Genomic DNA, 25,643 nt, shown 5'->3' with positions numbered 1-25,643 from the left:
TCTGGTCCAATGAGACACGACAACACCACCATCGGTCCGCTTTCCGGGCGCTTCACGCCGAATTGGACCATCGCCGACGTGCTCGACCACTACGCCGTGCACGACGCTCTTCCCGCCGGACTCGAGGCGGAGATGCTCCGCCGGATCGACGAGGCGCTCACCCCCGGCGTGCAGTGGCATCACCAGGCCCGCGCCGAGGCGCTCATCCGGTCGCTGGTGATGCAGGTGCACGCGGAGCCCGCGAAGGGCGGCATCCGGATCAGCCGACTGCTGGATGCCCCGCGCGCGAAGCGCAACGGGCAGGAACGCGCACGGTGGCACGAACCTCACGCCTCGCGCACGTCGCACACCTCACCCGCCTCGACGCCGCAGACCACCGGTACACGCGGTGTCACCACATGAGGGGTCAGAGAACGTCGGGTCCGGCACCTCGGATGCCGCACATTCCGCCCCTTGCGGAACAGCTGTGCCGCGCGCGAAGGCGGCGTCAGAATTGCCGCGACCCCGGCTGGGCGACATCAACCCGGCCCGGTCTCGGCGAAGAAGGCAGGGGCTCGACAGTCAAACCGGGTCTCGACAACCAGGCTTCGTGTGGTCGCTCAGCCCGGTTCCGGCCGATGAAGGCTCAGGCCATCGCTGCCGCGGCGGCCTCGTCCTCGGTCGTGGCGACCAGCTGGCCGCAGGCACCGTCGATCTCCTTGCCGCGGGTGTCGCGCAGGGTCGTCGGGATGCCGGCGTCGTTGAGCCGGCGCACGAACTCGTCCTGCACGTCCTTGTCGGACGAGGTCCAGATCGAGCCGGGCGTCGGGTTCAGCGGGATCGGGTTCACGTGCACCCAGCCGCGCCCGCGGGCGTTCAGCTTCTCGGCGAGAAGGTCGGCGCGCCAGGCGTGGTCGTTCATGTCCTTGATCAGCGCGTACTCGATCGAGACGCGGCGTCCGGTCTTCTCGAAGTACTCGCGCGCGGCGTCCAGCGCCTCGTCGACCTTCCAGCGCGAGTTCACCGGAATGAGCTCGTCACGCAGCTGGTCGTCCGGAGCGTGCAGCGACAGCGCGAAGGTCACCGGGATGTTCTCGTCGGAGAGCTTGCGGATCGCCGGCACCAGGCCGACCGTCGACACCGTGACGCCGCGCGCGCTCATGCCGAGGCCCTCGGGCTGCGGGGCGACCATCGTGCGCACGGCGTCCATGACACGCTTGTAGTTGGCCAGCGGCTCACCCATGCCCATGAAGACGATGTTGGTGACGCGCTCGCCCTCGTGGCCCACCTTGCGCGGGTCGCCGAGGCCGCCGTCGGCGATCAGCCGGTTGGCGCGCACGATCTGGTCGAGGATCTCGGCCGTCGACATGTTGCGCGTGAGCCCCGCCTGACCAGTGGCGCAGAACGGGCAGTTCATGCCGCATCCGGCCTGGCTCGACACGCACAGCGTGATGCGGCCGGTGTAACGCATGAGCACCGACTCGACGAGGGCGCCGTCGTGCAGGCGCCAGAGGAACTTGATCGTGTCGCCGCGGTCGGTCTCGAGACGCCGCACCTCGGTGAGCAGCGGCGGCATGAGACCTGCCACGAGCTCGTCGCGCTGGGCGGCGGGCAGGTCGGTCATCTCGGCCGGGTCTGAGGTGTAGTGCGTGAAGTAGTGCGTCGCGAGCTGCTTGGCGCGGAAGCCGGGCAGCCCCAGCTCCTTGACCTTCTCGATGCGTTCAGCGGGCGTGAAGTCAGCGAAGTGCACGGGCGGCTTGCCGCGGCGCGGGCTCGCGAACTGCAGCAGGGGCCGCCCCTCGGCATCCTTCTTCTGCGTCCAGCCCTCGGTCGCAGGGCGCACCTGCGGAGCCTTCGTCTCCCGGACCTTCCCCGGGGTGGACGCGGAAACGGGTCGCGTCTGGCGCGTGCGGGGCGATTCGGTCATACCCCCAAGGGTACGGGGTGCCGGATGGAAAGAACCTGGCCGCACCCTATTCTGGAGCGATGCCGGACTGGCTCTTCCTTCTGATCGCCGTGATCCTCGCCGTGGTCCTCTTCTGGAACGTGGTACTCCCCGTTCTGCGCACCGGTGGAACACCGCTCCCGCAGGAACAGGTGCCCGCCGAGGCGCGCGACGAGATCAGGGCGCAGATCGACCTCGGCAATGAGCAGCTCGCCGCCGAGCTGCTGCGCCAGGCGCATCCGATGTCCGCGCGCCGTGCCGCCCACACCGTCACGAGCTGGGCGAAGCGGGCAGAATGAGAGCGACCCCGAAGGAGTTCTCATGACCGACCGCCTCGCCCGCACCCGCTCTGCCGGAGTCCTCGCCGTGCTGCGCGCACCCTCCCCAGAGGCCGCGATCGACGCCTCGGAGGCGATCATCCGCGGCGGCGTCAACGGCATCGAGGTGACCTATTCGACGCCGGATGCTCCTGCCGTCATCCGCGAGCTGATCGCCCGGCACGGGGATGCCGCAGTCATCGGTGCGGGCACCGTGACCACGCCCGCTCAGGCGGATGCCGCCGCCGAGGCTGGGGCCGAGTTCCTGGTCAGCCCGGGAACGCTGCCCGACCTGACCCGCGCGATGCTCGGCACCGGACGCGTCGTGATGACCGGCGCGCTCACCCCGACCGAGGTGATGTCGGCGCTCGACCTCGGCGTCGACGTGGTGAAGATCTTCCCCGCCTCGCTGGGCGGGCCGTCGTACCTCGGCGCGCTGCGCGGCCCGTTCCCGGATGCCCCGCTCATGCCGACCGGCGGCGTGAACCCCGGCAACCTGGCCGACTGGTTCGCCGCGGGCGCCGTCGCCGTCGGCGCCGGTGGGGATCTCGCGAACGGCGCATCCATCAAGGCCGGGGACTGGGCCGACCTCGAGGCGCGGGCCGCGCGCTTCGCCGCGGCGCTGACCGCGGTGCGCGGCTGAGCGAGCGGAGCGAGGCGAGCAGCCCGCACCACACCGGGCCGGCCGAGCACGCGAGCCGATCGACGTGACGATTTGGTGGCGCCTGCGGGCCACATGGAGCGGCGACGCGCTCCGACGTACGATGACGCGATGGACGGATTGCAAGGAATCGAGTTCCTGTTGCCGGCGATGCTGCTGGTCCCGTTACTGCTGTTCCTCGGACTTCTCGCTGTCTTCATCGTCGCGGCGCGATCTGCAAGCATTGACGACCCGGCTGCGGCATCGATCTGGCTTCGCCCACTTGATACCACGGACTGCGTGGAGATCGACACGCTCCTCGCGGCCGGCCACGAGGATCGAGCCGTGCAGCGAATCTGCGAATTGCGTGCGCACACTGCGGAAGAGGCCGAGGCGATCATCGAGGCCTGGATTCCCGGCGTGCCGTGGGCTCCCGGTCATCCGGCCGAATCAGTTCGGTTGCCAAGGCGCGATCAGCGCGCGAGAGAATCCTGACAGGCACGCTTAGCTCCACAATCAATCGAGCAGTTTGGTATACCAGAAGGATGCCGGCGACCGCCGGCTCCCTCGCATCCCCAGGAGCCCTCATGTCTGCAGCATCCGCCGACCTTCTCACCGCCGCATCCGCCGGTGACGCCGACGCCGTCCGCACCGCCCTCGACGCAGGCGCCGACATCGAGGTGCGCGGCCGCGGCGGCATGACCGCGCTCATCGCCGCCACCAAGGCGAACCATGTCGAGGCCGCGCGCGTGCTGATCGAGGCCGGTGCCGACGTGAACGCGAAGGACGACATCCAGGACTCGGCGTACCTCTACGCCGGCGCCCGCGGTCATGACGAGATCCTGCGGCTCACCCTCGGCCACGGTGCCGACCTGAAGAGCGTCAACCGCTTCGGCGGCACCGCCCTCATCCCGGCATCCGAGCGCGGCTTGATCCCCACGATCGAGATCCTGCTCGAGGCGGGCGTCGACCCGAACCACATCAACAAGCTGCACTGGACGGCCATGCATGAGGCGATCGAGCTCGGGGACGGCTCCGATCACTACGCCGAGGTCGTGCGCGTGCTCATCGAGGGCGGTTCCGATCTGAGCATCCGCGACGGCAACGGTGACCTGCCCCGTCAGATGGCGGCGCAGCGCGGCTACGTGAACATCGTCGCCGTCATCGACGCCGCCGGATGATGGAGCTCGCCCCGCTCGCCTGGGGGATGCTGGCGGTCGCGGCCCTGATCGCCGGGTTGGGCAAGACTGCCGTACCCGGCGCCGCGACCATCTCCGTCGTGCTGCTGGCGGCGGTGCTGCCGGCGCGCACCTCGACGGCGGCGATGCTGCTGCTGTTCATGGTCGGCGACGTGTTCGCGCTGATCGCCTACCGGCGGCACGCGCACTGGCCGACGCTGCTGCGGCTCGCGCCGGCGGTGATCGTCGGGCTGCTGGCGGGATTCCTGTTCCTGATGGTCGCGGGCGACACCACGGTACGCCGCGCGATCGGGGTCATCCTGCTGCTGATGATCGCCGTCACCCTGTGGCGGCGTCGTCGTGCTGCGGGCAAGCCCGCCGGCCCGCTGCTCGGCCTGTCCTACGGCGGGCTCGCCGGGTTCACGACGATGGTCGCGAACTCCGGCGGTCCGGTGATGTCGATGTACTTCCTCGCGACCCGCACGCCCGTGCAGGTGTTCCTTGGCACCTCGGCGTGGTTCTTCGCGATCGTGAATGCCATGAAGGTCCCGTTCCTCGCCGGGCTCGGCCTCTTCACGCCCCAGGTGCTGCTGATGGACCTCGTGCTCGCGCCTCTGGTGGTCGCCGGTGCGCTCGCCGGCATCGCACTCGCGAAGCGGATGCCGCAGCAGCTGTTCGACCGCATCGTGATCGTGCTCACGGTGCTGGGCGCGGTGTACCTGCTGTTCTGACCGGCGGCCGACACAGAACGGGGGCCGACACGCCAGATGTCGGACACCCCGTGGGGATCGGTCCTTCATCTGGCGTGTCGGCCCCCGAAGTGTGCGGGGTCGCGGCCGCCGAACGGCGCGTCAGTCCAGGAAGATGTCCGGGAACAGCGCCTCATCGGGCGTGCCGGGCACGGCGGCGTAGCCGGTGAAGTCGGTCACGCCGGCCTCCTCGAGCACGTCTTCGACGATCAGCGTCTGGCCTGTGCGCTGCGCGGCGGGCGCGGAGATGACCGCGTATGCGGCATCCGCGTAGATCTCGGGCGTGCGGCTGACCTTCATCATGCGGTCGCCGCCCAGGGCGAACTGCACGGCAGCGGTCGCGATGGTGGTGCGCGGCCAGAGCGTGTTGGCCGCGATGCCGGCATCGGCGAATTCGGCCGCCAGACCGAGCGTCGCCATTGTCATGCCGTACTTGGCCATCGTGTAGCCGGTGTGCGCGCCGAGCCAGCGCGGCGACAGATTCAGCGGCGGCGAGAGCGACAGGATGTGCGGGTTGGCCGACTCCCGCAGCACCGGCACGGCCGTGCGCGAGAGCATGAACGTGCCGCGCACGTTGACGTCCTGCATGAGGTCGTACTTCTTCGCGGCGAGGTCGAGCGATCCCGACAGGTCGATCACGCTGGCGTTGTTGATCACGATGTCGATGCCGCCGAACTCGCCTGCGGTCTTCAGGACGGCCTCGGTGATGTCGTCGTCGTTGCGCACGTCGCCGACGATCGGCAGCGCCTGGCCGCCCGCCGCGCGGATCTGCTCGGCGGCGGAGTGCACCGTGCCCTCTAGCTTCGGATGCGGGGTGTCGGTCTTCGCCATCAGCGCGACGTTCGCGCCGTCGGCCGCCGCCCGCAGGGCGATCGCGAGGCCGATGCCGCGGCTGCCGCCGGACATCAGGATGGTCTTGCCTGCGAGGCTCATGGATGCTCCTTGGTCGTGGGTCATTTCGGCGCCATGCGGATGGCGCCGTCGAGTCGGATGGTCTCGCCGTTCAGGTAGCCGTTCTCGACGATGCTCTGCGCGAGGGCGGCGTATTCGTCGGGCCTGCCCAGGCGGGCCGGGTACGGCACCTGCTGGCCGAGGGATTCCTGCGCGGCCTCGGGGAGGCCGGCGAGCATGGGGGTCTCCATGATGCCCGGGGCGATCGTGCAGACGCGGATGCCGTAGCGCGCCAGTTCACGGGCGATCGGCAGCGTCATCGCGTGCACGCCGCCCTTCGACGCGGAGTAGGCGGGCTGCCCGATCTGGCCGTCGAACGCGGCGACGCTGGCGGTGTTGATGATCACGCCGCGGTCGCCGCTCTCGGTGGGCTCGGTCTTCGAGATCACTGCGGCCGCCTGCGAGATGACGTTGAAGGTGCCGACCAGGTTGATGCGGATGATCCGCTCGAACGCCGCGAGGTCGGCGGGGTTGCCGTCGCGGTCGAGCACCTTCGCGGGCGGGGCGATGCCCGCGCAGTTGACCACGATGCGCAGCGGGTCGAGCGCCTCTGCGACCGCTGCGCGCACCTGGTCGACGTCGGTGACGTCGGCGGGCGCGAAGAATCCGCCGAGCTCGGCGGCGATCTCGGCACCGGCCGAGTTCGGCAGGTCGACGATCGTGACCTGGGCGCCCGCGGCGGCGAGTCGACGGGCGGTGGCGAGCCCGAGTCCGCTGGCGCCGCCCGTGACGAGGGCGCCGGCTCCGCTGATCTGCATCTTGTTCTCCTTCGAACGGCGGCGTGCGACTGAGTTCCAGCTTATGTGGTTCTGAGTACTACCGCGAGGAACCTGTCGATGCGAGCCTACGGCAGGCCGATCCTCACGTCGCGTTCCACAGATCGCGGTAGTACGCCAGACGCTCGCGGTCCGGCTCGACGCCGTAGGCCTCGATCAGCGCGTCCTCCCAGCCGGGGCCGTAGTTCCACTCGGTGCTCATCGACGCGACCGCGATGTCGGCCCAGCGATCCGCCGTCCCGAGCGCGCCGAGATCGACGAACGCCAGCGCGTTCCCGTTGTCATCGAGCAGCGTGTTCGGGCAGCAGGCGTCGGCGTGGCAGACGACCAGCCTGTCCATCGGCGGCGCATCGTGCAGATGCTCGGGCACCCGGATGCCGCGGACTGCGGCGTTCGCGATCCGCGACGGCACGCCCCAGTCCCAGGGGCATTCGTCAACCGGAAGCGCATCGTGCAGCATCCGGAGCCCCTGACCCACGGCGCGCACCGCGGTGGCGGGCTCGCCGATCCAGCGCGGCGCGACCGCGCTCTCACCGCCGACGGCGGCGGTGACGAGCCACTCGTGCGTGTCATCCTCGCCCTGGTCGAGCACCCTTGGCGTGCGGATCCAGCGCCCGGCCCATGTCATCCGCTCGGCCTCGGCGCGCATCGTGGTCTCGTCGCCCCGCGGCCCCCATTTCACGTAGAAGACGTCGCCGCCGGCGGGAATCGCGCGGAAGGTCAGCCCGCCGACGCCGTTGATCCACACGCAATCCAGCGCGGCGCCGCGGGCGAGGTCGCGCACGCGCTCGGGGACGGGCACCGGATCGGCAGGGATGCTCATAAGTCCATCCTCGCCGACCCGGGCATGCGCCCCTTCGTCTCGTCGCTGGCGCTCCTCGCTCAGGGTGCGGGACTCCCTGGTCGCTGGCGCTCCTCGCTGAGGGCGCGTCGTCAGGCCAGCAGCGTCTCGCCGATGAACCCGCCCTCGTGGCATCCCGGCGGCACGGCGAACACGGCAGAGCCGATCGGCACGGTCCACTCGTTCAGCAGATCGAGCTCGTCCAGCCGGCGCTGCATCGGCGTGAACTGTTTCTCGACGTCGGCCTGGAAGGCCACGAAGATCAGCCCGGACTCCGAGACGCCCGCGCCTTCCGGATGCTCGTCGTAGTTGTACGCGCGCCGGAAGATGCGCTCCCCGTCCTCGCCACGGGCGCGGCGGATGTGCGCGTACGACGGGATGACGGGGAAGCCGAGCGACGTGTTCGCCTCGAAGTCGGGCTCATCGTGCTCGCGCTCCCCGGTCAACGGCGCACCGTTCGAGAGTCTGCGCCCGACCGAAGCCTCCCTCCCGCCGCGGTCCAGACGGTCCCACTTGTCCAGGTCCATCCGGATGCGGCGGATCACGACGCCTGTGCCGCCGGCCAGCCACCCGCCTTCCGACCAGACGACGCGGTCGAAGTCCTTCGTGCCCGGCTCGGGGTTCACGGTGCCGTCGACCTGACCGAACAGGTTGCGCATCGTCGTGCCAGGACGCTCGGTGCCGTAGGCGCGGCGGAATCCGCGCTGCGTCCAGCGCAGCGCGACGAAGCCACGGGCATCCTTCAGCAGCATCCGCACGGCATGCGCGACGGTCAGCGGGTCGTCGCCGGCGACCTGGATGAGCAGGTCGCCGCCGGACAGCTCCGGCCGCAGCCTGTCGATGCCGAATGCCGGAAGAGGGGCGAGCCACGTCGGCCCGGCCCCACCAGCCACGGCGACGAACCGCGGTCCGAAGCCGAACGTGACGGTGAGCCTGGCCGGCGCCCCGACCAGCTCGGGCTCCGAGTCGGCCAGGGCGGGTGTCCCCCGGGTGAGCCGTGCGGCGTCATCCGTGAGGATGCGCATCAGCCGGACCAGCGCCGCGCGGTCCACGCCGTCGTGCAGGTCGAGCCCGAGGAACACACCGTGTGCCTGCGCAGGCGTGTCGATCCCGGCCTGATGCACGCCGTGGAAGGGCACCACCTGCTCGCCGTTCATCGTCGCGGACGGCGCCTCGTCCGCGGCATCCGCTCGATTCAGCAGGAGGTCCGCACCGACCGCCGCGGCGGCGCCGACCCCGGCGACAGCCCCTCCGATCAGGAGCTGTCGCCGGGTGGTGCCGGAGCGGTCACCCGCACCGGAGCGGGTCATCACTCACCGCCCTCGTCGTAGTTCTCGTTCGCACCGGAGTAGTCCTTCACCGGAGCCGTGAACTCGTAGGTCGACTTGTCAGAGAAGGTGAGCGTGACGGTCACCTCGTCGCCCGCCTTCAGCGGCGCGGTGAGCCCCATCAGCATGATGTGGTCACCTCCCGGCTCGAGCGCGACCCTGGCGTCGTGCGACAGCGCGAGCCCGCCTTCGATCGGGCGCATGGTCATCTCGCCCGCGTCGTTCTGCACGGTCTCGTGCAGCTCGCTCATCTCGGCCGCATCGGTCTTCGCCGAGACGACGGTGACATCGTCGCCGCCCTTGTTGACGAGGGTGCCGAACACGGCGGTCATGCCCTCGTCGGCGGCCTTCGCCCAGGCATCCTCGATCGTCACCGTCTGGCCGGCCGGCTTCGTCTCCGCCTGGTCGGGGGTCGCATTCGAGCAGCCGGTGATCAGCAGCGCGGAGGCGGCGAGCAGAGCGGCGAATCGGGTGGTCGTGCGAATGGTGGTGCTCATCGTGATGCCTTTCACAGTTCTTCTGCCGCGTCGACGGCTGTCGTCTTCTTCTTCTTGCGGCGCAGGACGAGGTACAGCAGATATCCGGCTGCGGCGATCACTGCTCCGCCGATGCCGAAGAGGAGCGCGCGCGGGGGTCCGCCTGCGGCATCCTCCTTCTTCTGAACGTCGGCTGCCGCGGGCGACGGGCTTGCGGATGCCTGGGGCTCGGTCGTCATGGGCTTCGCGTCACCGATGGTGAACGGGATGACGCCGGCGATCGGGTGCCCGTCCTCGGAGACGACCTGCCAGCGCACCTGGTAGCCGGCGTCGGGCATCCCGTCGGCGAGCGGGATCGTGACGGTCTCTCCGCGGACGACGATGTCGCCGTCGATCCAGTCCTTGCCGGACTGGTCGACGACGGCGGCGCGCGCCCCTGCGTCGGATCCCTCCAGCACGAGCAGCTCGCCGGAGAAGGTCATGGTCACCTCCTTCGGCGCGGAGGCGAGGACGGCCCCTGCGGCCGGATCGCTGGAGAGGAGTTCGTCGTGCGCGGATGCGGGAACGGCGGTCGCGAGGATCGCGAGCGCGACCGCCGCGATCCCCGCCGTGATGGTTCGGATGGGAGACATGGAGATAGACCTCTCGTCGGGCGTCGTACGACGCCGAATAAGCATGCGGAGAGCGCCGGATGCCGGAACGGCACCCGCGCGAAGATCACCGGTCGGCCGAGGTCGGCCGCCGATGCGGATCAGATCGCCGGATGCAGCGGCGGCGCGCGGCCGCGGAGCAGAGAGAGGAAGGGTGCGGCGGGGAGAGTCTCCTGCGCCGACGATGCGCAGCGCGGCGACGAGACCCGGGGCAGCGCCACCGGAGTCGCGTCATCCAGGCGACTGCGCAGCCAGCGCACGGCCAGGACGGCCAGATCGCGCAGCCCCAGCAGCATCCGCTCGCCGCGATGCAGCGCGAGGATCGTGAGCAGTGCGGCGCACGCGTGGCCGAACCACATGCTGCCGTCGGCGACCAGTTGCGCGGCGACGCCCGTGGTCTCGGGCAGCTGCAGGGCCGCGCCGTGCACGTGCCCGCCGATCGTTCCGGTCGGGGTGATCATGCCGAGCACGAACAGGCCGTGGAACAGAAGCTGGCTGACGATCACCGAGATCGACAGGCGCAACGCCGACAGCCTGCGTCCGGCGAGCAGCACGCTGACCATGAGCGAGAGCAGCCATGGCACGAGGATGCCCAGCGGGCCCGGCATCGCGCCGCCGGCGGTGACGTGCGCGGCGAGGGCGACGAACGTCGCCGTCGAGGCGGCGGCGAACCCGCGGATGACCGCGGGTCTCCTGGATGGGCGCACGGCTCCATTCTGTCAGAGCCCGCGGCCGGCTCGATCAGAGCCGATCGGGCGCTGCGGGATCGATGTGGATGACCGAGATCTCGCGAGTGTTCGCGTCGTACATCGTCGCCTCCCACACCGGAGAGCCGTCCGCCTCGACGACGCGCAGTTCGATGACGCGAGGATTCGGCCAGGTCTCGCCCGAGTTCCGCGCCGCCATGAGGATGCCGGGTTCGGCGCCCTTCAGCTCGGCCTCGGTGAGGGTCACGTAGTGCTCCTGCACCAGTTCCCTGGTGTCCGCTTCGAGCAGCGCCTCACGGCCGCGCGTGGGGTCGGAGAGCCCGTCATCCAGTCCGTCGTATGCCGGATCGGCGCTCGTGACCCGCCACATCCAGTGGCCTTCGCGGTACTCCAGGCGGATTGCGACGATCTCCCCGCCGATGCCGGGGATATCCTCCCCCGCGGTCCCCTCGAGCCAGTCCGACGGCCAGGCGATCGCCACGGGCACACCGCTGGGCGGGAACTCATCGCCGGGGCCGTACCGCTCGCTCGTTCCGGCGCTGCACGCGGTCACGGACAGCACGAGCAGCAGCGCTGTGAGCAGCGCCGCCGCCCGTGGCATCCGGGTGCCGAGCTGTCGCGTCATGCCGCCCACCATAGCGGGCGCGTCGCGAGCGTCATCACGACCCGATGAAGCGGAACGTTCCCGCGGCGACGGCGGCGGCGAGTGCCGCCGCCATGATCAGGATGCCGCCGAGCACCGCGACCGCGTCCCGCGGGTGCAGCCGGGACGGCCGAGACCACGTGCGCGGGATGTCGGAGCCGAACCCGCGCGCCTCCATCGCCATCGCCAGCTTCGAGCCGCGGCGCACCGCGAACACCAGCAGCACGAACGCCATCGAGAAGAACCGCCTGACCGCGCCGTGATCGCCGACGCCGCGCGCACGGCGGGCGAGACCCATCGTGCGCCAGTCGTCGAGGAACAGCCCGAGCATCCGGGTGCCGGCCAGCACACCGAGCACGAACCTGCTGGGCAAGTGGGCGACCTGTGCCAGTGCATCGGCCACTTCGGTCGGATCGGCACGACCGAACAGCAGGATCGTCGGCAGTCCCAGGGCGATCACACGCAGGCTCACCGCGAGGGCCAGACGGATCGACTCCTCGCTGATCGTGGCGACGCCGAAGCTCCAGTAGACCTGTCCCTCGGGTTCCGCGTAGAGCAGCATGCTCAGACCCGCGATCGGAGACATCGCCGCGAGCAGCCCCATCCGGCTCAGCACGGTGCGCAGCGGCAGCCCGGTCAGCGGGATGCAGAGCAGCTGCAGCGCGATCGCGACCAGGCCGCTGACCACGTCGATCGAGGCGAACAGCGGGATCGACAGCAGCAGCGCGAGCAGGATCCGGGTGACCGGATTCACTCCGTCGAGCCACGCGGCTCGGGTCTCGGTCGGGGCGATGACGGCGCTCATACCGACACCGCCTGACCCAGCACGATGCGCCGGTCGCCCAGGTGCCCTGCGACGGCTTCGTCGTGCGTGACCGCGACGATCGACGTCCCCCGCGCGACCTCCTCCTGAAGGAGCAGGACGAGCTCGATCCATCCACGCCGATCCTGTCCGAACGTCGGCTCGTCGAGCACGATCACCTCGGGCGTCGCGGCCAGCACGGTGGCGACCGACAGCCGGCGCTTCTGGCCGCCGGAGAGCGTGAACGGGTTGGCCTCGGCGAGGTGATCCAGATGCAGCCGCTCGAGCAGTCCGTCCACGACGGCCTTCGTCCGATCCGCCGACCAGTCGAGGGCACGGGGTCCGACCGCGAGCTCCTCGCGGAGCGTCTGCGCGAGGAACTGGTGCTCCGGCTCCTGGAAGACGGTGCCGATACGGGTAAGGAGTTCGCGCGAGGTCCAGCGGAACGGACGGAGCCCGCTCCTGCCGCGCAGCTGCTCGGCCGCGGTCACCGAGCCCGCGAGCTCGGGCAGGAGACCGGCCAGCGTGAGCGCCAGCGTGGACTTGCCTGCACCGTTCGGTCCGGTGATCACCGTCGCGGATGCCTGCGGCAGAGCCAGTTCGAGACCGGCCTGCACGACCGTGCGGCGCTCGCGCCCGATCGCGAGCCCATGCGCCTCCAGGACCGGGTCGCCCTCCGAGCGCGGCAGCGCAGGAAGATCGATGGGAAGGTTCGGCACCCACACGCCGGCATCCGCCAGCGTCTGCGCGTACCGGCTGAAGACGTCGGCGGGCGGGCCGTCGGCGAGCAGCCCGCCGTCTGCGGCGAGCACGATGACGCGGGTGATCAGGTCGGACCACACCTCGGTGCGATGCTCGACGACGACCAGCGTCGCCCCGGTCTCGGCGACGACGCGGGCGACGCTCTCGCGCACCTCGGCGACGCCCGCCGGATCGAGGTTCGCCGTCGGCTCATCGAGCAGCAGCAGCCCCGGCCGCATCGCCAGCGCGCCGGCGAGCGCCAGCCGCTGCTTCTGCCCGCCGGACAGAGCCTTCGTCGGCCGCTGCAGCGGCACATCCAGGCCGACGGCGTCCAACGCCTCCGCCACACGGCCGGGGATCTCGGATGCCGGGACGCCGAGGTTCTCGCATCCGAAGGCGATGTCGTCGCCGACCTTGGAGAGCACGACACCGGCATCCGGATCCTGCAGCACGAGGCCGATGCGTCCGCGGCTGCGCTCCGGGAGCTCGCCGTCGACGAGCAGGCTGCCGGTGCGCTCGCCCTCGTCGGCGTCGCCGAGAAGACCGGCGAGACCGGCGAGCAGCGTGGACTTGCCCGCGCCGGAGGCGCCGAGCAGCAGCACGCGATCCCCCGGTTCGATCGTGAAGGTCGTGGCGCTGACCGCGGGAAGGCGGCGTCCGGCGTATCGCCAGCCCCAGTCGCGCGCGGTGACCCTGGCGGGACCTGCGCTCATGCTCAGACCTCGCGGCGCGCTTCTCGGCCGGCCGCGAAGCGGCTGAGCGCACCGGTGGACGCGAGCGCCCGCACCAGGAACCAGCCCACCACACCGGCCAGCAGCGCGCCCGAGACGATCAGGGTGCCGAGGTAGATGGCGTTGAACTCGAACGACTTCAGGATGTTCGGTGAGCTGCCATAGAACAGCTCGAAGACCCAGGCCGCTGCGGCCGCGCCGACGCCGGCGAGTGCAGCGACGCCGATGCCGAACCGTCGGTATGCGAACAGGGCGAAGATCAGCTCCGCACCCAGGCCCTGCACGATGCCGGAGAACACCGTCGAGACGCCCCAGACGTTGCCGATCAGCATCGAGATGATCGCGGCGACGACCTCGACGACCAGCGCGGCGCCGGGCTTGCGGATGACGAGCCCGCCGATCACGCCACCGATCAGCCAGATCCCGACGGCGATGCCGCCGAGGCCGGGGGTCAGCGCGTCGGCGGCGCCGAACCAGGCGCCACCGACGATGTTCCAGGCCCAGAACAGCAGACCGACGGCGACGCCGAGAACTGCGGCGACGACGATGTCGACGACGCGCCAGCGCAGGTTGCGCGACGGAGCGGCCTTCTCGACGATCTTCTCGCTCGGGACGGATGTGGACGCACTCATATGGAACTCCTCCCTGCGCCGGCATGATCCGGATCAGGTTCGACGGTCGAAGCGCGGTTCGCTTCCTCTCAGCCCGGCACGCCGGACTCCCGTGGTTGTGCCTCGATCATAGCCACCTCCTGACACGGAGGGGCGAGTCTCAGACTCATTGGGTAGCGTAAGCGGGTGACCATCGACGATCCCTCTACGCCGCCGCGCACGCGTCGCGAGGCGCGGGCGCAGACCGGCTCCCACCGGGGCGTCGAACCGTCCGGCATGAACGCGTTCTTCCAGGGCGCCGGCGGCGCTCCCCACGGCGCCGGCCGCGAATCGGCGACCCGGAACGATACGGAGCTGCCCGGTGGCGGTGACCCTGTGCTTCCCGGCCAGGGTCAGGAAGGCCACGAAGAGCCCCCATCGAGCACCGACATGCTGCGCACCCTGTTCGGCGAGCCTGACCAGGACGGCGAGCCCGAGGAGACCGGACCTGTCGGGGACGACGCCTTCAGCCGCGCCATGTTCGGGATGCCGACGACCTCGGATCCCTCGTCACCGGCTCAGCCGGTGCAGCCGACATCTGCGGCCGATGCGCGCACGGCCACAGGACTGGACGCGCGGTTCGGCGCTGCGACGCCCGTCTCTGCGACGCCAGTCGCTGCGACGCCCGTCTCTACGACGCCCGTCCCGGCACCCCCCGTCGCTGCGATGCCCGGCTCGGCGCCGGCCGACCCCGTGTCCTACGCAGCTGAACAGTTCGACCCTGCCGACGACGCGACGCGGGTCGCTCCGGTCGTCACGGGGATTCCGGGATGGAACGACGAAGCCACTCAGGCCGCCGTCGGTGGTGCCGGTGACGCGTACCCCGCGCTGCAGACGGCCGACGATGACGCCGCTCGCCTGTCCGCCAGCCTGGCGTACTTCGCCGCCGCGGATGCCGCATCCGCCGCATCAACCGTCGGCCTCGCAGACGCCGGCCTCGCCGGATCCGCAGACGTCGCCGCCGCAGCATCTGCGGGGACCGTCGACGCAACCGCAGATCTGGGCGCAGCATCTGCCGCTGCCGGCGCAGCCCTCGTCGGTGCGGCTGCCGTGTCATCCGCCGAGACCCCCGCATCCACAGCCCCCCTCGATCTGGCGGGCCTCGGCCTCGACCCTGATGATGACCCCGATCTGGACGAAGAGCCTGCGACTCTGACGCCCGCCGCGTGGGCAGACGAATCGCACACCGCTTCCGCCCTGACCTGGATCGACACCGCCGCGGTACAGGCACGGACCAGGCCGCCGACGCTCGCGGTGCGGACGGCCGCAGACGACGAGCCCGATCTGCTCAGCGACCTGCACACGAAGTCGGGTTGGCTGCGCCCGCGCGTGCTCATCCCGCTCGGGCTGGTCGGCGCCCTCGTCGGCGGTTACTGTGCGACCACCTTGCTCGCACCGCTCGACAACATCGCACCGACGATCGACCCGGTGGCCGTGAAGATCGATCCGGCTCCCGCCGCGGCGATCACCTGGCCCAAGGGCGGCAACTCGGGAATCGATGTGCAGGGCTTCGCGACCGCTGCCTCCAGCGGTGAGAAGACGCCGATCGCCAGCATCTCGAAGATCGCCTCGGTCATGATGGTGCTCGAGAAGATGCCGCTCAAGCCCGGCGAGCAGGGCCCGTCCTTCGACTTCACCCGCAGCGACGGGCGCGAGTACTGGCAGTACCTGCGGTCGAACCAGTCGGCGCTCGACGTGCCGGTGGGAGGCTCGCTCACGGAGTACCAGATGCTCCAGGGCATCCTGCTCGGCTCCGCCAACAATTACATCGACCGGCTGGCGGACGAGATCTGGGGCTCGAAGGATGCCTTCGCCTCGGCTGCGCACCAGTGGTTGTCGGACCAGGGCCTGGACGACACCACGATCATCTCGCCCTCCGGGCGCGACGACCGCAACAGGTCGACGCCGGCCGACCTGATCGACCTGAGCCAGATCGCGATGCGCAACCCGGTGTTCGCGGAGATCGTCGCCACCAAGTCGGTGAACCTCCCCGGTGCCGGCGAGGTGAAGAACACGAACAAGATGCTCGCGGAGGACGCAGGAGTGGTCGGCATCAAGACCGGCACTCTCGGCGACGACTGGAACCTGGTCACGGCGAAGGACGTGAAGATCGGTGACTCCACCGTGCGCCTGTTCGCCGTCACCCTCGGTCAGGGCAGCAACAACAAGCGCGTCGCCGCAAACCGGGCGCTGTACGCCCAGGTCGAGAAGACGCTCGCGGATCAGCCCGTGACCGTGCCGAAGGGCACGGTGGTGGGCACGGTCGACACGGTCTGGGGCGAGCGCAGCGATGTGATCACCGACTCCGACGCCAAGGTCGTCATGTGGAACGGATCGCCGGCCGGGGCCAAGGCCGCGCTGAAGCTGGGCGATGCGCAGAAGGCCGGCACCAAGGTCGGCTCGCTCACCGTGACCGGGGCGGTCGACACCGCGAAGACGAACGTCTCGCTGAAGAGCTCGGTCGAGGACCCCTCAGCGTGGTGGCGCCTGACGCATCCGCTGGATCTGTTCGGTCTGAACGACTGATCACCGCCGCCGCTGCTGCGCGAGAGCGCCCGCCCCCTCTCGGGGACGGGCGCTCTCGCGTTGGGGTCAGGCCCGGTCGTCGGACTCGGAAGCCCGCTGATCCTCGCCCTCGGCGACCTCGTGCACGAACTCCGTCACGGGCAGCACCGGTGCGGCGCCGGTACCGGGAACCGGAACCTCCTCCGCCTCGCCGGTGACGATCACCGGGGTCGACGCGGTGAGGGCGTCCTCGGCGTCGATGTCGGACGCGGCCTGCTCGAACTGCGACTGGTACAGACGCCAGTAGGCGCCCTGCGCCGCGATCAGCTCCTCGTGGTTGCCCTTCTCGACGATGTCACCGTGCTCCATCACCAGGATGAGGTCGGCGTCGCGGATCGTGGACAGACGATGCGCGATCACGAACGACGTGCGTCCCTCGCGCAGTGCCGCCATCGCGTGCTGCAGCAGCAGCTCGGTGCGGGTGTCGACCGCCGACGTGGCCTCATCGAGGATGAGGATCGACGGCTGCGACACGAACGCACGGGCGATCGTGATCAGCTGGCGCTCACCGGCCGACACGTTCGAGGCATCCTCGTCGAGCTTGGTCTCATATCCCTCGGGGAGGGCGTGCACGAAGCGGTCGACGTACGTCGCCTTGGCCGCGGCGAGCACCTCCTCGTCGGTGGCGGATGCCTGACCGTAGCGGATGTTCTCCAGGATGCTTCCGGCGAACAGCCACGGGTCCTGCAGCACCATGCCGGTGCGCGAGCGCAGGTCTTCACGGGTCATCTCCGCGATGTCCTGACCGTCGAGCAGGATACGGCCGCCACTGAGCTCGTAGAACCGCATGATGAGGTTCACCAGCGTGGTCTTGCCCGCACCGGTCGGGCCGACGATCGCGACGGTCTGCCCCGGCTCCACCCGGAACGACAGGTCGGTGATCAGCGGACGATCCGGCGTGTACGAGAACGCGACGTGCTCGAACTCGATGACGCCCTTGCCGTCGGTGACGGTCGGTGCATCCTCGGCGTCCGGCTCCTGCTCGTCGGCGTCGAGGAACTCGAACACCCGCTCGGCCGAGGCCGTGCCGGACTGCACGACTGCGGCCATGCCGCCCAGCTCGCTGAGCGGCTGCGTGAACTGCTGCGAGTACTGGATGAACGCCTGCACGTCGCCGAGTCGCAGGCTGCCGTTGGCGACCATCAGGCCACCGAGCACCGCGATGCCGACGTAGGTGAGGCTGCCGATGAACTGCATGGCCGGCATGATCACACCCGAGAGGAACTGCGCCTTGAAGCTGGCCTGGTAGAGCTCTTCGTTCTCCTCCTGGAAGCTGTTCAGCGCATCCTTCTCGCGACCGAACACCTTCACCAGGGCGTGACCCGAGAAGGCCTCCTCGACGCGGGCGTTGAGCCGGCCGACCTTGCGCCACTGGATGCCGAAGGCCTTCTGCGAGCGCGGGCCGATGACGCCGAAGATGACGCCCATCAGCGGCAGCGCCACGAGGGCGACCAGCGCCAGCTGCCACGAGATCGAGAACATCATCACCAGCACGCCGACCACGGTGAGCACCGAGGTGAGGGCGCCGGAGAGCGACTGCTGCATCGTCTGAGTGATGTTGTCGATGTCGTTGGTGACGCGCGAGATCAGCTCACCGCGCTGCACCTTGTCGAAGTACGACAGCGGCAGACGGTTGATCTTCGCCTCGACGTCTTCACGCAGGCGCCACATCGTGCGCACCATGATGACGTTGATCACGTAGCCCTGGATCCAGCTCAGGAACGCGGATGCCACGTAGATCGCCAGCACGGCCACGATGATGTACCGCAGGCGATCGAAGTCGACGCCGGCACCGACGGTGAAGTTGTCCATCGCGGCGACCATGTCGGCGAACGTGCCCTGGTCGGCCGCGCGAAGCGCCTCGACCACCTGGTCCTGCGGCATCCCCTGCGGGAACCCGTTGTCGCCGAGCATCTTCGAGATGAAGCCCTCGTAGACGACGTTGGTCGCCTCACCGAGCACCTTCGGCGCGATCACGGCGAGGACGACGCCGATGGCGCCGAAGAACGACACCAGCACGAACCACAGGGCGGACGGCTTGAGCAGTCCGATCATGCGCTTGAAGCTGGGGCCGAAGTGGTCGGCCTTGCCGGGGGCAGGGCCGTCGAACATGCCGCCGCCGGCGAGGCGCGCCTTCTCGGCTGCCTCCTCCTCGGCCTTCTGCGCCTCGGTCAGTTCTGGCTCGGCCACAGCAGCGGCTCCGCCCTTCGCCGCGCGGGCGGCCATGGCGCGCTCGCGCCGGGTCTGGGGCTGTCCCTGGGGTGCGTTCTGCTCGCTCATGCGTCCACCCCCAGCTGCGACTCGACGATCTCGCGGTAGGTGTCGTTCGACGCGAGCAGCTCCTCGTGCGTGCCGACGCCGACCATCGTGCCGCCGTCGAGCACCACGATGCGGTCCGCGTCGGTGATCGTGGACACGCGCTGCGCGACCACGACCTTGGTCACGTCCGGCAGCTCTCTCCAGAGGGCCTGCCTCAACCTCGCATCCGTCGTGAGGTCGAGAGCCGAGAACGAGTCGTCGAAGACGAGGATGCGCGGCTGGTGCACGATCGCGCGCGCGATCGCCAGACGCTGCCTCTGCCCACCTGACACGTTGGTGCCGCCCTGGGCGATGTGCGACTCGAGGCCGTCGGGCATCTCAGACACGAAGTCCTTGCCCTGGGCGATCTCGAGCGCCTTCCACAGGTCTTCGTCCGTCGCGTCCTCCCGGCCGTAGCGCAGGTTGGACGCGACCGTGCCCGTGAACAGGAACGGACGCTGCGGCACCAGGCCGATGCCCTTCCAGAGCTCGTCGACGTCGGCCTCGCGCACGTCGACGCCGCCGACCTGCACGGAACCGCCGGTGACGTCGAACAGGCGAGGGATGAGCGAGACCAGAGTGGTCTTGCCGGCTCCGGTCGATCCGACGATCGCGACGGTCTCCCCGGGCTCCGCCCGGAAGTCGATGCCGGTCAGCACCGGGGCATCCGCTCCGGGGTAGGTGAACTCGACGTCGTCGAAGACGACCTGGCCGGGAGCGGCGAACTCCTTGACGCCGTTCTCGGGGCGGGCCATGCTCGACTCGGCGTCGAGCACCTCGCCGACGCGGTCGGCCGAGACCGCGGCGCGCGGGATCATCATCGCCATGAAGCTGGACATGATCACGCCGCCCATGATCTGGCCGACGTACTGCATGAATGCGAACAGCGTGCCGATCTCGACGTTGCCGGCGTTGACCTCGACGCCGCCGAACCAGATCACGCCGACGACGGTCACGTTCAGGATGAGCATGAACAGCGGGAACAGCAGCACGAACAGCGAGCCGACGTTGCGGCCGACGGTCATGATGTCGGTGTTCGCGGCGCGGAAGCGCTCCTCCTCGATCGGCTCGCGCACGAACGCGCGCACGACGCGCACGCCGGTGAGCTGCTCGCGCATGACGCGGTTGATCGTGTCGAGGCGGCCCTGGTAGGTGCGGAACAGCGGCACCATCCGGCCGATGACGAGCACTGCCACCACCAGCAGGACGGGCACGGCGACGGCGATGAGCCAGCTGAGCCCGACATCCTGGCGGACGGCCATGATGACGCCGCCGATCGCCAGCAGCGGGGCGGTGACGAACATGGTGGCGCCCATCATCGCCAGCATCTGCACCTGCTGCACGTCGTTGGTGTTGCGGGTGATCAGCGAGCCGGCGCCGAACTGCGACACCTCGCGCTCGGAGAAGCCGCTCACGCGCGCGAACACGTCGGCGCGAATGTCACGTCCGAGCGCCATGGCAGCGCGGGCGGCGAAGTACGTGGCGACGATCGCGCACATGATCTGCCCGAGCGAGACGAGCAGCATGAACGCACCGTGCGTCCAGATGTAGCCGGTGTCTGCCTTCGCGACGCCGAAGTTGATGATGTCGGCGTTCAGCGTGGGCAGGTAGAGAGTGGCCATCGCGCTGGCGAACTGGAAGACCAGGACGCCGAGCAGCAGCCACTTGTAGCGAGAGAGATATCGGACGAGGAGCTTTCCCAGCACGAGCGGAATCCTTAAGGTGTTGGGGTCGATCGATAATCGGCCACATGACAGAGTGCCACGGGCCTCCGACATTTGGTAGGCGAGTGACGGAACCTTCGCTGAGAGCGAAACGAATGCCGGGTGGGGCCGGGTTTCTGAACGCCATCGAAGTATCGGCCGGATGCGTCCTCCTAGACTTTCAGAGACGATCCACCGCCGAAGGGAAGCCATGCGAGACGACGCCGTGCTGCTGGTCTGCGACTACTCGCTCCGCTACCTCGGAGGGGCGCAGACCGCCTTCCTCCGACAGGCAGAGGCGCTCGCCTCGGAGGATGTGCGGGTGGTCGTGCTGGCCCCGGATGCCGATCAGGTGGCCGAGGTCCCCGGCATCACTCTGGTCGCGCCGCCGCGGCGCGGCACGATCCCCGTGCTCGACCTGCCGCTGCTCGGCAAGGCCGAGGACCTCGAGCCTCTGGTCGCGGCGACCGTCCGCCGGCACGGCGTCGGAGCGATCGTCGTGCACTCCGAGTTCGCCCTGGCCGCGGCATCCCTCGCTGTGGGCCGCCGCCTCGGCATCCCCGTTCTGCACACGGTGCACACCTTCTTCTGGACCGCGCCCGCCGCGCTCGCCCCGTTCGCAGCCGTGGTGGGGCGCGTGCACCGCTCGCTGACCGGTATCCGTGAAGGCGGCCGGGCGACGGGCAGCCACGCGCTGAACAACGCGCTCCGCACCATGACCCTGCGGATCGCCGAGCGCGCCGACGTGGTGCTCTCGCCCTCGCGGCATCAGGCCGAGGCGCTGCGCGCCGCCGGTGCAGGCCGGGTCGAGGCGTTCTCGAACGTCGCTCAGCCGCTGGCCGAGGCCCCCGCGGTGACGGAGGGGCCGCTGCGACTGCTCTGGGTGGCGCGCTTCGCGCCCGAGAAGCGCGTGGACGTGGCCCTCGACGCGATGCGTCAGGTCGCGGCGCCCCTCGGCGACGGCGTGCACCTCGACATCGCCGGGGGCACCGCGCGGCCGGTGCCGGGCGTGACCTTCCACGGTTCTGTCCCCGGAGAGCGCGTCGGCGAGCTGATGGACTCCGCCGACGCGGTGCTGATCACCTCGCTCGGCTTCGACAACCAGCCGATGGTCGCGCTCGAGGCGTTCTCGCACGGCCGTCCGGTGATCGTCAGCGACCCGGTGCTGGCCGGCGAGTTCGGCGACGCCGCGCTGCTCACCCCGACGCCGGATGCCGCCGGACTGGCGGCGCTGGTGAGCCAGCTCGCCGCGGACCGCGGCATCCTCGCCCCGCACCGCCAGGCGGCGCTCGCCTACGCGCGCGACCGCCAGCCCGCCGCGCACGTCGCGAAGCTGCAGGAGATCATCGCCTCGGCACGCTGACGCGGCGTCGCGGCGCTCAGGTCGCGATTCGTCGGGCATCCGCGTGTCTCTCCCGTTCAGGGCGCGATTCGCCCCCCGCTCCGGCGCGGCGAGAACGTGACGAACGGGGACCCGGATGCCGGGCACCGGGGCACACCGGAACGAAGCGCGACCCGGTGTGCCGCTGCTGCGCGCCCTTCCGGGCGCGCCGATGCCCGGGTCATAGGCTGGGCGCGCCATGAGCGCACCCCCGCCGATCGTGCTGAGCGTCGTCGTCCCCTCCTACGACGACGCAGTCCTGCTGCGGGGATGCCTGCAGGCTCTCGCCGTGCAGACCCGGATGCCCGACGAGGTCATCGTGGTCGACAACGGCTCGCACGACGACACGGCCGCCGTCGCGCGGGAGTTCGGGGCGACCGTCGTCACCGAGCCGCAGCGCGGAGTGCTGCACGCGACCGCCGCCGGGTTCGATGCGGCATCCGGCACCGTCCTCGGCCGGCTGGATGCGGACTCCCGGCCGGGCTCCGACTGGGCCGCGCGCGTCGTGGCGCGCTTCGAAGCCGACCCGACCCTCGGCGGGCTGACCGGCACCGGCGAGTTCTACGGCCGAGGACCGGTCTGGCGCTTCATCGGCCGGTACGTCTACCTGGGCGGCTACTTCCTGACCATGCGGCTCGTGCTCGGCCGACTGCCGCTGTTCGGCTCGAGCTTCGCGCTGCGCCGCGAGGTGTGGCACGAGCTGCGACCTCGCCTGCATTTGAACGATCCGCGCGTCCACGACGACCTCGACATCACCGCCGTGCTCTCGCCCGCGACCGGCGTCGACTTCGACCGCGCGCTGCGCGTGCAGGTCTCGGCCCGGCCGTTCGACGACTTCGCCGGCTTCCGCCGCCGGGCGTCGTGGGCGTTCCACATCCTCGCGGTCAACCTGCGCGAGGTGAGCTGGGGACGACGGATCGTCGCCTGCTCCCGCGGACGGCGGATGCGGCGACGAGCCCTCGGCTCCAGAGCGAGGAGCGAAGCGACGAGACGAAGGACGCCTCGCTGACGCGGCGCGGCCTTCGTCTCGCTTCGCTCGCTCAGGACCCGGAGATGCACTCCCACCCGGGCTCCTGAGCGAGGAGCGAAGCGATGAGACGAAGGACGCTTCGCGACGGCGCCGGCTCAGCGCCCGGCGCCGGCGAACAGCTCCTGCATCGCCACGGTGAGCTGATGCGGCGCCGTCTCACACGGGCTGTGCCCGGTGGGCAGGATCAGCACCTTCGCACCGATCCGTTGCGCGAACGCTCGATGCGCGGCATCCGGCCAGACGTCCCGCGCGCCGGCGGCGACCAGCATCGGGATGCCGGCTGCGCGCATCCGCTCCTCCAGGTCAGGTATCCGCTTCATCAGCGCGAGGATGTCGCCGACGCTGCCGCGCCTCGTCAGGGCGAAGCGCGCGGTGACGAAGGCCGCTCGATCGGCCGGCGCACGATGCACGTTGTGCCGCAGCGCGGCGATGAAGACCGGACCGAGAGAACGCCCCGGAACGGCCCAGCTGAGCGGCCCCAGCGTCTTGAACCCGCGCAGCGCCTGCCCGGCGAACGGCGGTGCGGACAGCAGCGTGAGGCTGGCGAACAGCTCGGGCCTGGCGACGAGGGCAGCCGACGCGATGGTGCCGGCGAACGAGTATCCGAGCACGTGCGCGGGTGTGCGGCCGCTCTCCAGCACCGCGATCAGGTCGGCGACGAACAGCTCGAGCGTGTAGTGCGGCTGCGGTGGGTCGAGCCGCTCCGGGCCGGCGCGGAATGACTCGTACTGTCCGGCCAGGTCGTAGGACTCGACTCGGCACCCGGATGCCGCGAGCAGCGGCATCATCAGCACGAAGTCCTCCTTCGACCCGGTCATCCCGGGCACGAGGATGACCCGTTCGCCCTCCGGCGGCCCCATCGCGACGTGCGCAAGGGGTCCGCTCGGCGCGTCGAGCGTTCCGCGCTCAGCGTCGGGAGGCCAGCTCGCCCAGTCGCGCGGCCCGATCCCGGCATCCTGGCGCTGTGCCTCGGCCATCAGCCGCGCGAGGTCGTCGTCGGGCGTCGACGGATCCTCCGCCGACGCGGGAGACCCCGGCATCCCGGTCATGCGCTCAGGCTACTCGCGGCCCCCGCACGCACGGCCGCTCCGCGCCGCCCGCCACCCGACCGCGCCGCTCAAGGATGCCTTCCGTGGTCCCGACGCGTCCGCACCACCGAAACCCACCCCTACGCGGTCAGGCGCTACGGCACCGCCACCCGACACCGCCGCTCAAGGATGCTTTTCCACGCCTGAACGCGCCCGGACCACCGAGACCCATCCCTGCGCATGTCGCTGCCCCGGCCGGCGAACGAGCCCGCCCGCGGCCGGCACCCACCGCGCAAGGATGCCTTTCCGCGCTCCAAGCGCCCCGGACCACCGAAACCCATCCCTACGCGGTCAGGCGCCGGCGCAGGCCCGGGCACTACGCGAACAGCGGCACGTCCGGCACGTACTCGCGGGCCGGGCGCCCGGTATCCGACGGCAGCTCCGCGATCGTGGCGGGGCGCCACTTCGGGTTGCGATCCTTGTCGACCAGCTGCGCGCGGATGCCCGCGACCAGATCGGGGTGGTGGTGCACGAACCACAGCACCCGGCGGTACTCGCCCTCGAGCGCCTCGCGCACCGTGTCCATCTCGCGCGCCTCGCGCACGGCGTCGAGCGTGACGGCCAGGCCGGTCGGTGCCAGTTCGGCGAGCAGGGATGCCGCGGCCGCGGCATCCGGATCACCGGCATCCTGCAGTCGCTGCACGATCTCGCCGACGGTCGGCGCGGAGAACGCCTCGTCCACCCAGGAACGGATGCCGGGCAGAGCAGACGGCTCCGGTGTCTCGTCGAACAGCATCACGAGCTCGCTCGGGCTGCCCGGGTCGGCGCGGTACGCCAGCGCGTCGCGCAGCGCGTCGAGCCGGTCGGAGGGCACGTAGTAGTCGGCGAAGCCGTTGTGGATCGCGTCTGACGCGTCCATCTGGGTGCCGGTCAGGCCGAAGTACTCCCCCAACCGGCCTGGCGCGCGGCCCAGGAGCAGCGTGCCGCCGACATCCGGGGTGAAGCCGATGCGGGTCTCGGGCATCGCGAGCCTCGAGCGCTCGGTGACGACACGGATCGCAGCGTGTCCTGCAATCCCGATGCCGCCGCCCATCGTGATGCCGTCGGCGAAGGCGACGATCGGCTTCGGGTACTCCGCGATCGCGGCGTTCATCTCGTACTCGGCGCGGAAGAACTCGCCGGCATGCTCGGTGTCGCCGGCGACGATCGCGTCGTAAAGAGAACGCACGTCGCCACCCGCACACAGTCCGCGTTCGCCTGCGCCGTCGATCAGCACGGTCTGGATGTCGCTGTCGTCGCGCCAGGCGTTAAGTGCCGCGAACACATCCCTGACCATGCCGAGATCGAGGGCGTTGATCGCCTCCGGCCGGTTCAGGGTGATCCGCCCGAGGGAGTATTCGGTGCGGACGAGGACACGGGAGGCTTCGGGCGACGCTGACACGACAGTCAGCGTACTCCGCCACCGGCTGCCTCCGATCCCCGCCGAGAGGCGCGAAATGTGGGGCGGAACCGGCTTTTCAGACAGAATGGAGGG

General features: G+C 70.3%; 25 protein-coding genes and 1 riboswitch. Of the genes, 9 read left to right on the top strand and 16 right to left on the bottom strand.

The genetic code is table 11. From position 1 onward, the window contains the following. The first annotated feature begins 9 nt into the window (after positions 1-9). Positions 10-402 carry a hypothetical protein gene (locus tag ACFVDO_RS09465; RefSeq protein ID WP_378858622.1) on the top strand — a complete coding sequence of 131 codons (393 nt, stop codon included), beginning with the start codon at positions 10-12 and terminating at the stop codon, positions 400-402. A 223-nt stretch (positions 403-625) separates the two neighbouring features. Here ACFVDO_RS09465 and rlmN read toward each other — a convergent pair whose 3' ends face one another. Beyond that, positions 626-1,906 carry a 23S rRNA (adenine(2503)-C(2))-methyltransferase RlmN gene (rlmN, locus tag ACFVDO_RS09460; protein WP_378858623.1) on the bottom strand — a complete coding sequence of 427 codons (1,281 nt, stop codon included), beginning with the start codon at positions 1,904-1,906 and terminating at the stop codon, positions 626-628. Between the two features lie 59 nt (positions 1,907-1,965). On the opposite strand from rlmN, the gene ACFVDO_RS09455 reads away from it, so the two are divergent. The 5 genes from ACFVDO_RS09455 (at position 1,966) to ACFVDO_RS09435 (ending at position 4,790) form a co-directional block, all read left to right on the top strand. After that, the gene (locus ACFVDO_RS09455; RefSeq protein ID WP_378858624.1) at positions 1,966-2,223 is read left to right on the top strand and encodes a hypothetical protein; all 258 of its coding nucleotides are present in this window, start codon (positions 1,966-1,968) and stop codon (positions 2,221-2,223) included. A gap of 22 nt (positions 2,224-2,245) precedes the next feature. After that, positions 2,246-2,884 (top strand): bifunctional 4-hydroxy-2-oxoglutarate aldolase/2-dehydro-3-deoxy-phosphogluconate aldolase, encoded by a 639-nt coding sequence (locus ACFVDO_RS09450; protein WP_378858625.1) that lies wholly within the window; start codon positions 2,246-2,248, stop codon positions 2,882-2,884. A 129-nt stretch (positions 2,885-3,013) separates the two neighbouring features. Then, on the top strand, positions 3,014-3,376 hold the full coding sequence (locus tag ACFVDO_RS09445) for a hypothetical protein (RefSeq protein ID WP_378858626.1): 363 nt from the start codon (positions 3,014-3,016) through the stop codon (positions 3,374-3,376). Between the two features lie 92 nt (positions 3,377-3,468). Further along, positions 3,469-4,062, top strand: coding sequence for an ankyrin repeat domain-containing protein (locus tag ACFVDO_RS09440; protein ID WP_378858627.1), 594 nt, complete (start codon positions 3,469-3,471; stop codon positions 4,060-4,062). After that, a complete protein-coding gene (locus ACFVDO_RS09435) occupies positions 4,059-4,790 on the top strand; it encodes a sulfite exporter TauE/SafE family protein (RefSeq protein WP_378858628.1) in 732 nt (243 codons plus the stop codon). Before ACFVDO_RS09440 ends, ACFVDO_RS09435 begins: the two co-directional genes overlap by 4 nt. Before the next feature lie 120 nt (positions 4,791-4,910). Here the strand turns inward: ACFVDO_RS09435 and ACFVDO_RS09430 are convergent, their stop codons facing one another. From ACFVDO_RS09430 to ACFVDO_RS09380, 11 genes are all read right to left on the bottom strand, one after another. Then, positions 4,911-5,741 carry an SDR family oxidoreductase gene (locus tag ACFVDO_RS09430; RefSeq protein WP_378858629.1) on the bottom strand — a complete coding sequence of 277 codons (831 nt, stop codon included), beginning with the start codon at positions 5,739-5,741 and terminating at the stop codon, positions 4,911-4,913. Between the two features lie 20 nt (positions 5,742-5,761). Continuing rightward, complete coding sequence (locus ACFVDO_RS09425; RefSeq protein ID WP_378858630.1) at positions 5,762-6,517, bottom strand: SDR family NAD(P)-dependent oxidoreductase; 756 nt, start codon at positions 6,515-6,517, stop codon at positions 5,762-5,764. A gap of 103 nt (positions 6,518-6,620) precedes the next feature. Further along, on the bottom strand, positions 6,621-7,358 hold the full coding sequence (locus tag ACFVDO_RS09420) for a phosphotransferase (protein ID WP_378858631.1): 738 nt from the start codon (positions 7,356-7,358) through the stop codon (positions 6,621-6,623). A gap of 110 nt (positions 7,359-7,468) precedes the next feature. Further along, positions 7,469-8,686, bottom strand: coding sequence for a Dyp-type peroxidase (locus ACFVDO_RS09415; protein ID WP_378858632.1), 1,218 nt, complete (start codon positions 8,684-8,686; stop codon positions 7,469-7,471). Beyond that, positions 8,686-9,201, bottom strand: a complete 516-nt coding sequence (locus ACFVDO_RS09410) for a copper chaperone PCu(A)C (protein ID WP_378858633.1) — start codon at positions 9,199-9,201, stop codon at positions 8,686-8,688. Before ACFVDO_RS09410 ends, ACFVDO_RS09415 begins: the two co-directional genes overlap by 1 nt. Before the next feature lie 11 nt (positions 9,202-9,212). Then, positions 9,213-9,812, bottom strand: a complete 600-nt coding sequence (locus tag ACFVDO_RS09405) for a copper resistance protein CopC (RefSeq protein WP_378858634.1) — start codon at positions 9,810-9,812, stop codon at positions 9,213-9,215. A 119-nt stretch (positions 9,813-9,931) separates the two neighbouring features. After that, on the bottom strand, positions 9,932-10,537 hold the full coding sequence (locus ACFVDO_RS09400; protein WP_378858635.1) for a hypothetical protein: 606 nt from the start codon (positions 10,535-10,537) through the stop codon (positions 9,932-9,934). A gap of 34 nt (positions 10,538-10,571) precedes the next feature. Next, positions 10,572-11,162 (bottom strand): hypothetical protein, encoded by a 591-nt coding sequence (locus ACFVDO_RS09395; RefSeq protein WP_378858636.1) that lies wholly within the window; start codon positions 11,160-11,162, stop codon positions 10,572-10,574. Between the two features lie 34 nt (positions 11,163-11,196). Continuing rightward, positions 11,197-11,985 (bottom strand): energy-coupling factor transporter transmembrane component T family protein, encoded by a 789-nt coding sequence (locus ACFVDO_RS09390; protein WP_378858637.1) that lies wholly within the window; start codon positions 11,983-11,985, stop codon positions 11,197-11,199. After that, complete coding sequence (locus ACFVDO_RS09385) at positions 11,982-13,436, bottom strand: ABC transporter ATP-binding protein (RefSeq protein WP_378858638.1); 1,455 nt, start codon at positions 13,434-13,436, stop codon at positions 11,982-11,984. Before ACFVDO_RS09385 ends, ACFVDO_RS09390 begins: the two co-directional genes overlap by 4 nt. A gap of 2 nt (positions 13,437-13,438) precedes the next feature. Beyond that, the gene (locus tag ACFVDO_RS09380; protein WP_378858639.1) at positions 13,439-14,086 is read right to left on the bottom strand and encodes an ECF transporter S component; all 648 of its coding nucleotides are present in this window, start codon (positions 14,084-14,086) and stop codon (positions 13,439-13,441) included. Next, positions 14,080-14,189, bottom strand: a riboswitch (TPP riboswitch). It overlaps the preceding gene by 7 nt. Positions 14,190-14,251: 62 nt before the next feature. Here ACFVDO_RS09380 and ACFVDO_RS09375 point away from each other — a divergent pair. Next, positions 14,252-16,630 (top strand): D-alanyl-D-alanine carboxypeptidase, encoded by a 2,379-nt coding sequence (locus ACFVDO_RS09375; RefSeq protein WP_378858640.1) that lies wholly within the window; start codon positions 14,252-14,254, stop codon positions 16,628-16,630. Positions 16,631-16,696: 66 nt separating this feature from the next. On the opposite strand, the gene ACFVDO_RS09370 is transcribed toward ACFVDO_RS09375, so the two are convergent. Together ACFVDO_RS09370 and ACFVDO_RS09365 are read right to left on the bottom strand one after the other, a co-directional pair. Further along, positions 16,697-18,949, bottom strand: coding sequence for an ABC transporter ATP-binding protein (locus ACFVDO_RS09370; RefSeq protein WP_378858251.1), 2,253 nt, complete (start codon positions 18,947-18,949; stop codon positions 16,697-16,699). After that, positions 18,946-20,673: an ABC transporter ATP-binding protein gene (locus tag ACFVDO_RS09365; RefSeq protein WP_378858250.1), complete on the bottom strand. Its 1,728-nt coding sequence runs from the start codon at positions 20,671-20,673 to the stop codon at positions 18,946-18,948. Before ACFVDO_RS09365 ends, ACFVDO_RS09370 begins: the two co-directional genes overlap by 4 nt. A gap of 208 nt (positions 20,674-20,881) precedes the next feature. Between ACFVDO_RS09365 and ACFVDO_RS09360 the strand changes: the two genes are divergently transcribed. Together ACFVDO_RS09360 and ACFVDO_RS09355 are read left to right on the top strand one after the other, a co-directional pair. Then, complete coding sequence (locus ACFVDO_RS09360; protein ID WP_378858249.1) at positions 20,882-22,033, top strand: glycosyltransferase family 4 protein; 1,152 nt, start codon at positions 20,882-20,884, stop codon at positions 22,031-22,033. A gap of 217 nt (positions 22,034-22,250) precedes the next feature. Beyond that, entirely contained in the window at positions 22,251-23,060 is an 810-nt protein-coding gene (locus tag ACFVDO_RS09355; RefSeq protein ID WP_378858248.1) for a glycosyltransferase family 2 protein, read from the top strand. Positions 23,061-23,176: 116 nt separating this feature from the next. Here the strand turns inward: ACFVDO_RS09355 and ACFVDO_RS09350 are convergent, their stop codons facing one another. Next, positions 23,177-24,130, bottom strand: a complete 954-nt coding sequence (locus ACFVDO_RS09350; RefSeq protein WP_378858247.1) for an alpha/beta fold hydrolase — start codon at positions 24,128-24,130, stop codon at positions 23,177-23,179. 355 nt (positions 24,131-24,485) lie between these two features. After that, a complete protein-coding gene (locus tag ACFVDO_RS09345; RefSeq protein ID WP_378858246.1) occupies positions 24,486-25,550 on the bottom strand; it encodes a 3-hydroxyisobutyryl-CoA hydrolase in 1,065 nt (354 codons plus the stop codon). Positions 25,551-25,643 lie beyond the last annotated feature (93 nt).

Origin of the sequence: Microbacterium sp. NPDC057741, assembly GCF_042798735.1 — a bacterium.
Classification (GTDB): domain Bacteria; phylum Actinomycetota; class Actinomycetes; order Actinomycetales; family Microbacteriaceae; genus Microbacterium.
Note: the sequence above shows the minus strand (reverse complement) of the source record. Positions and strands in the feature narration are given on the sequence as shown.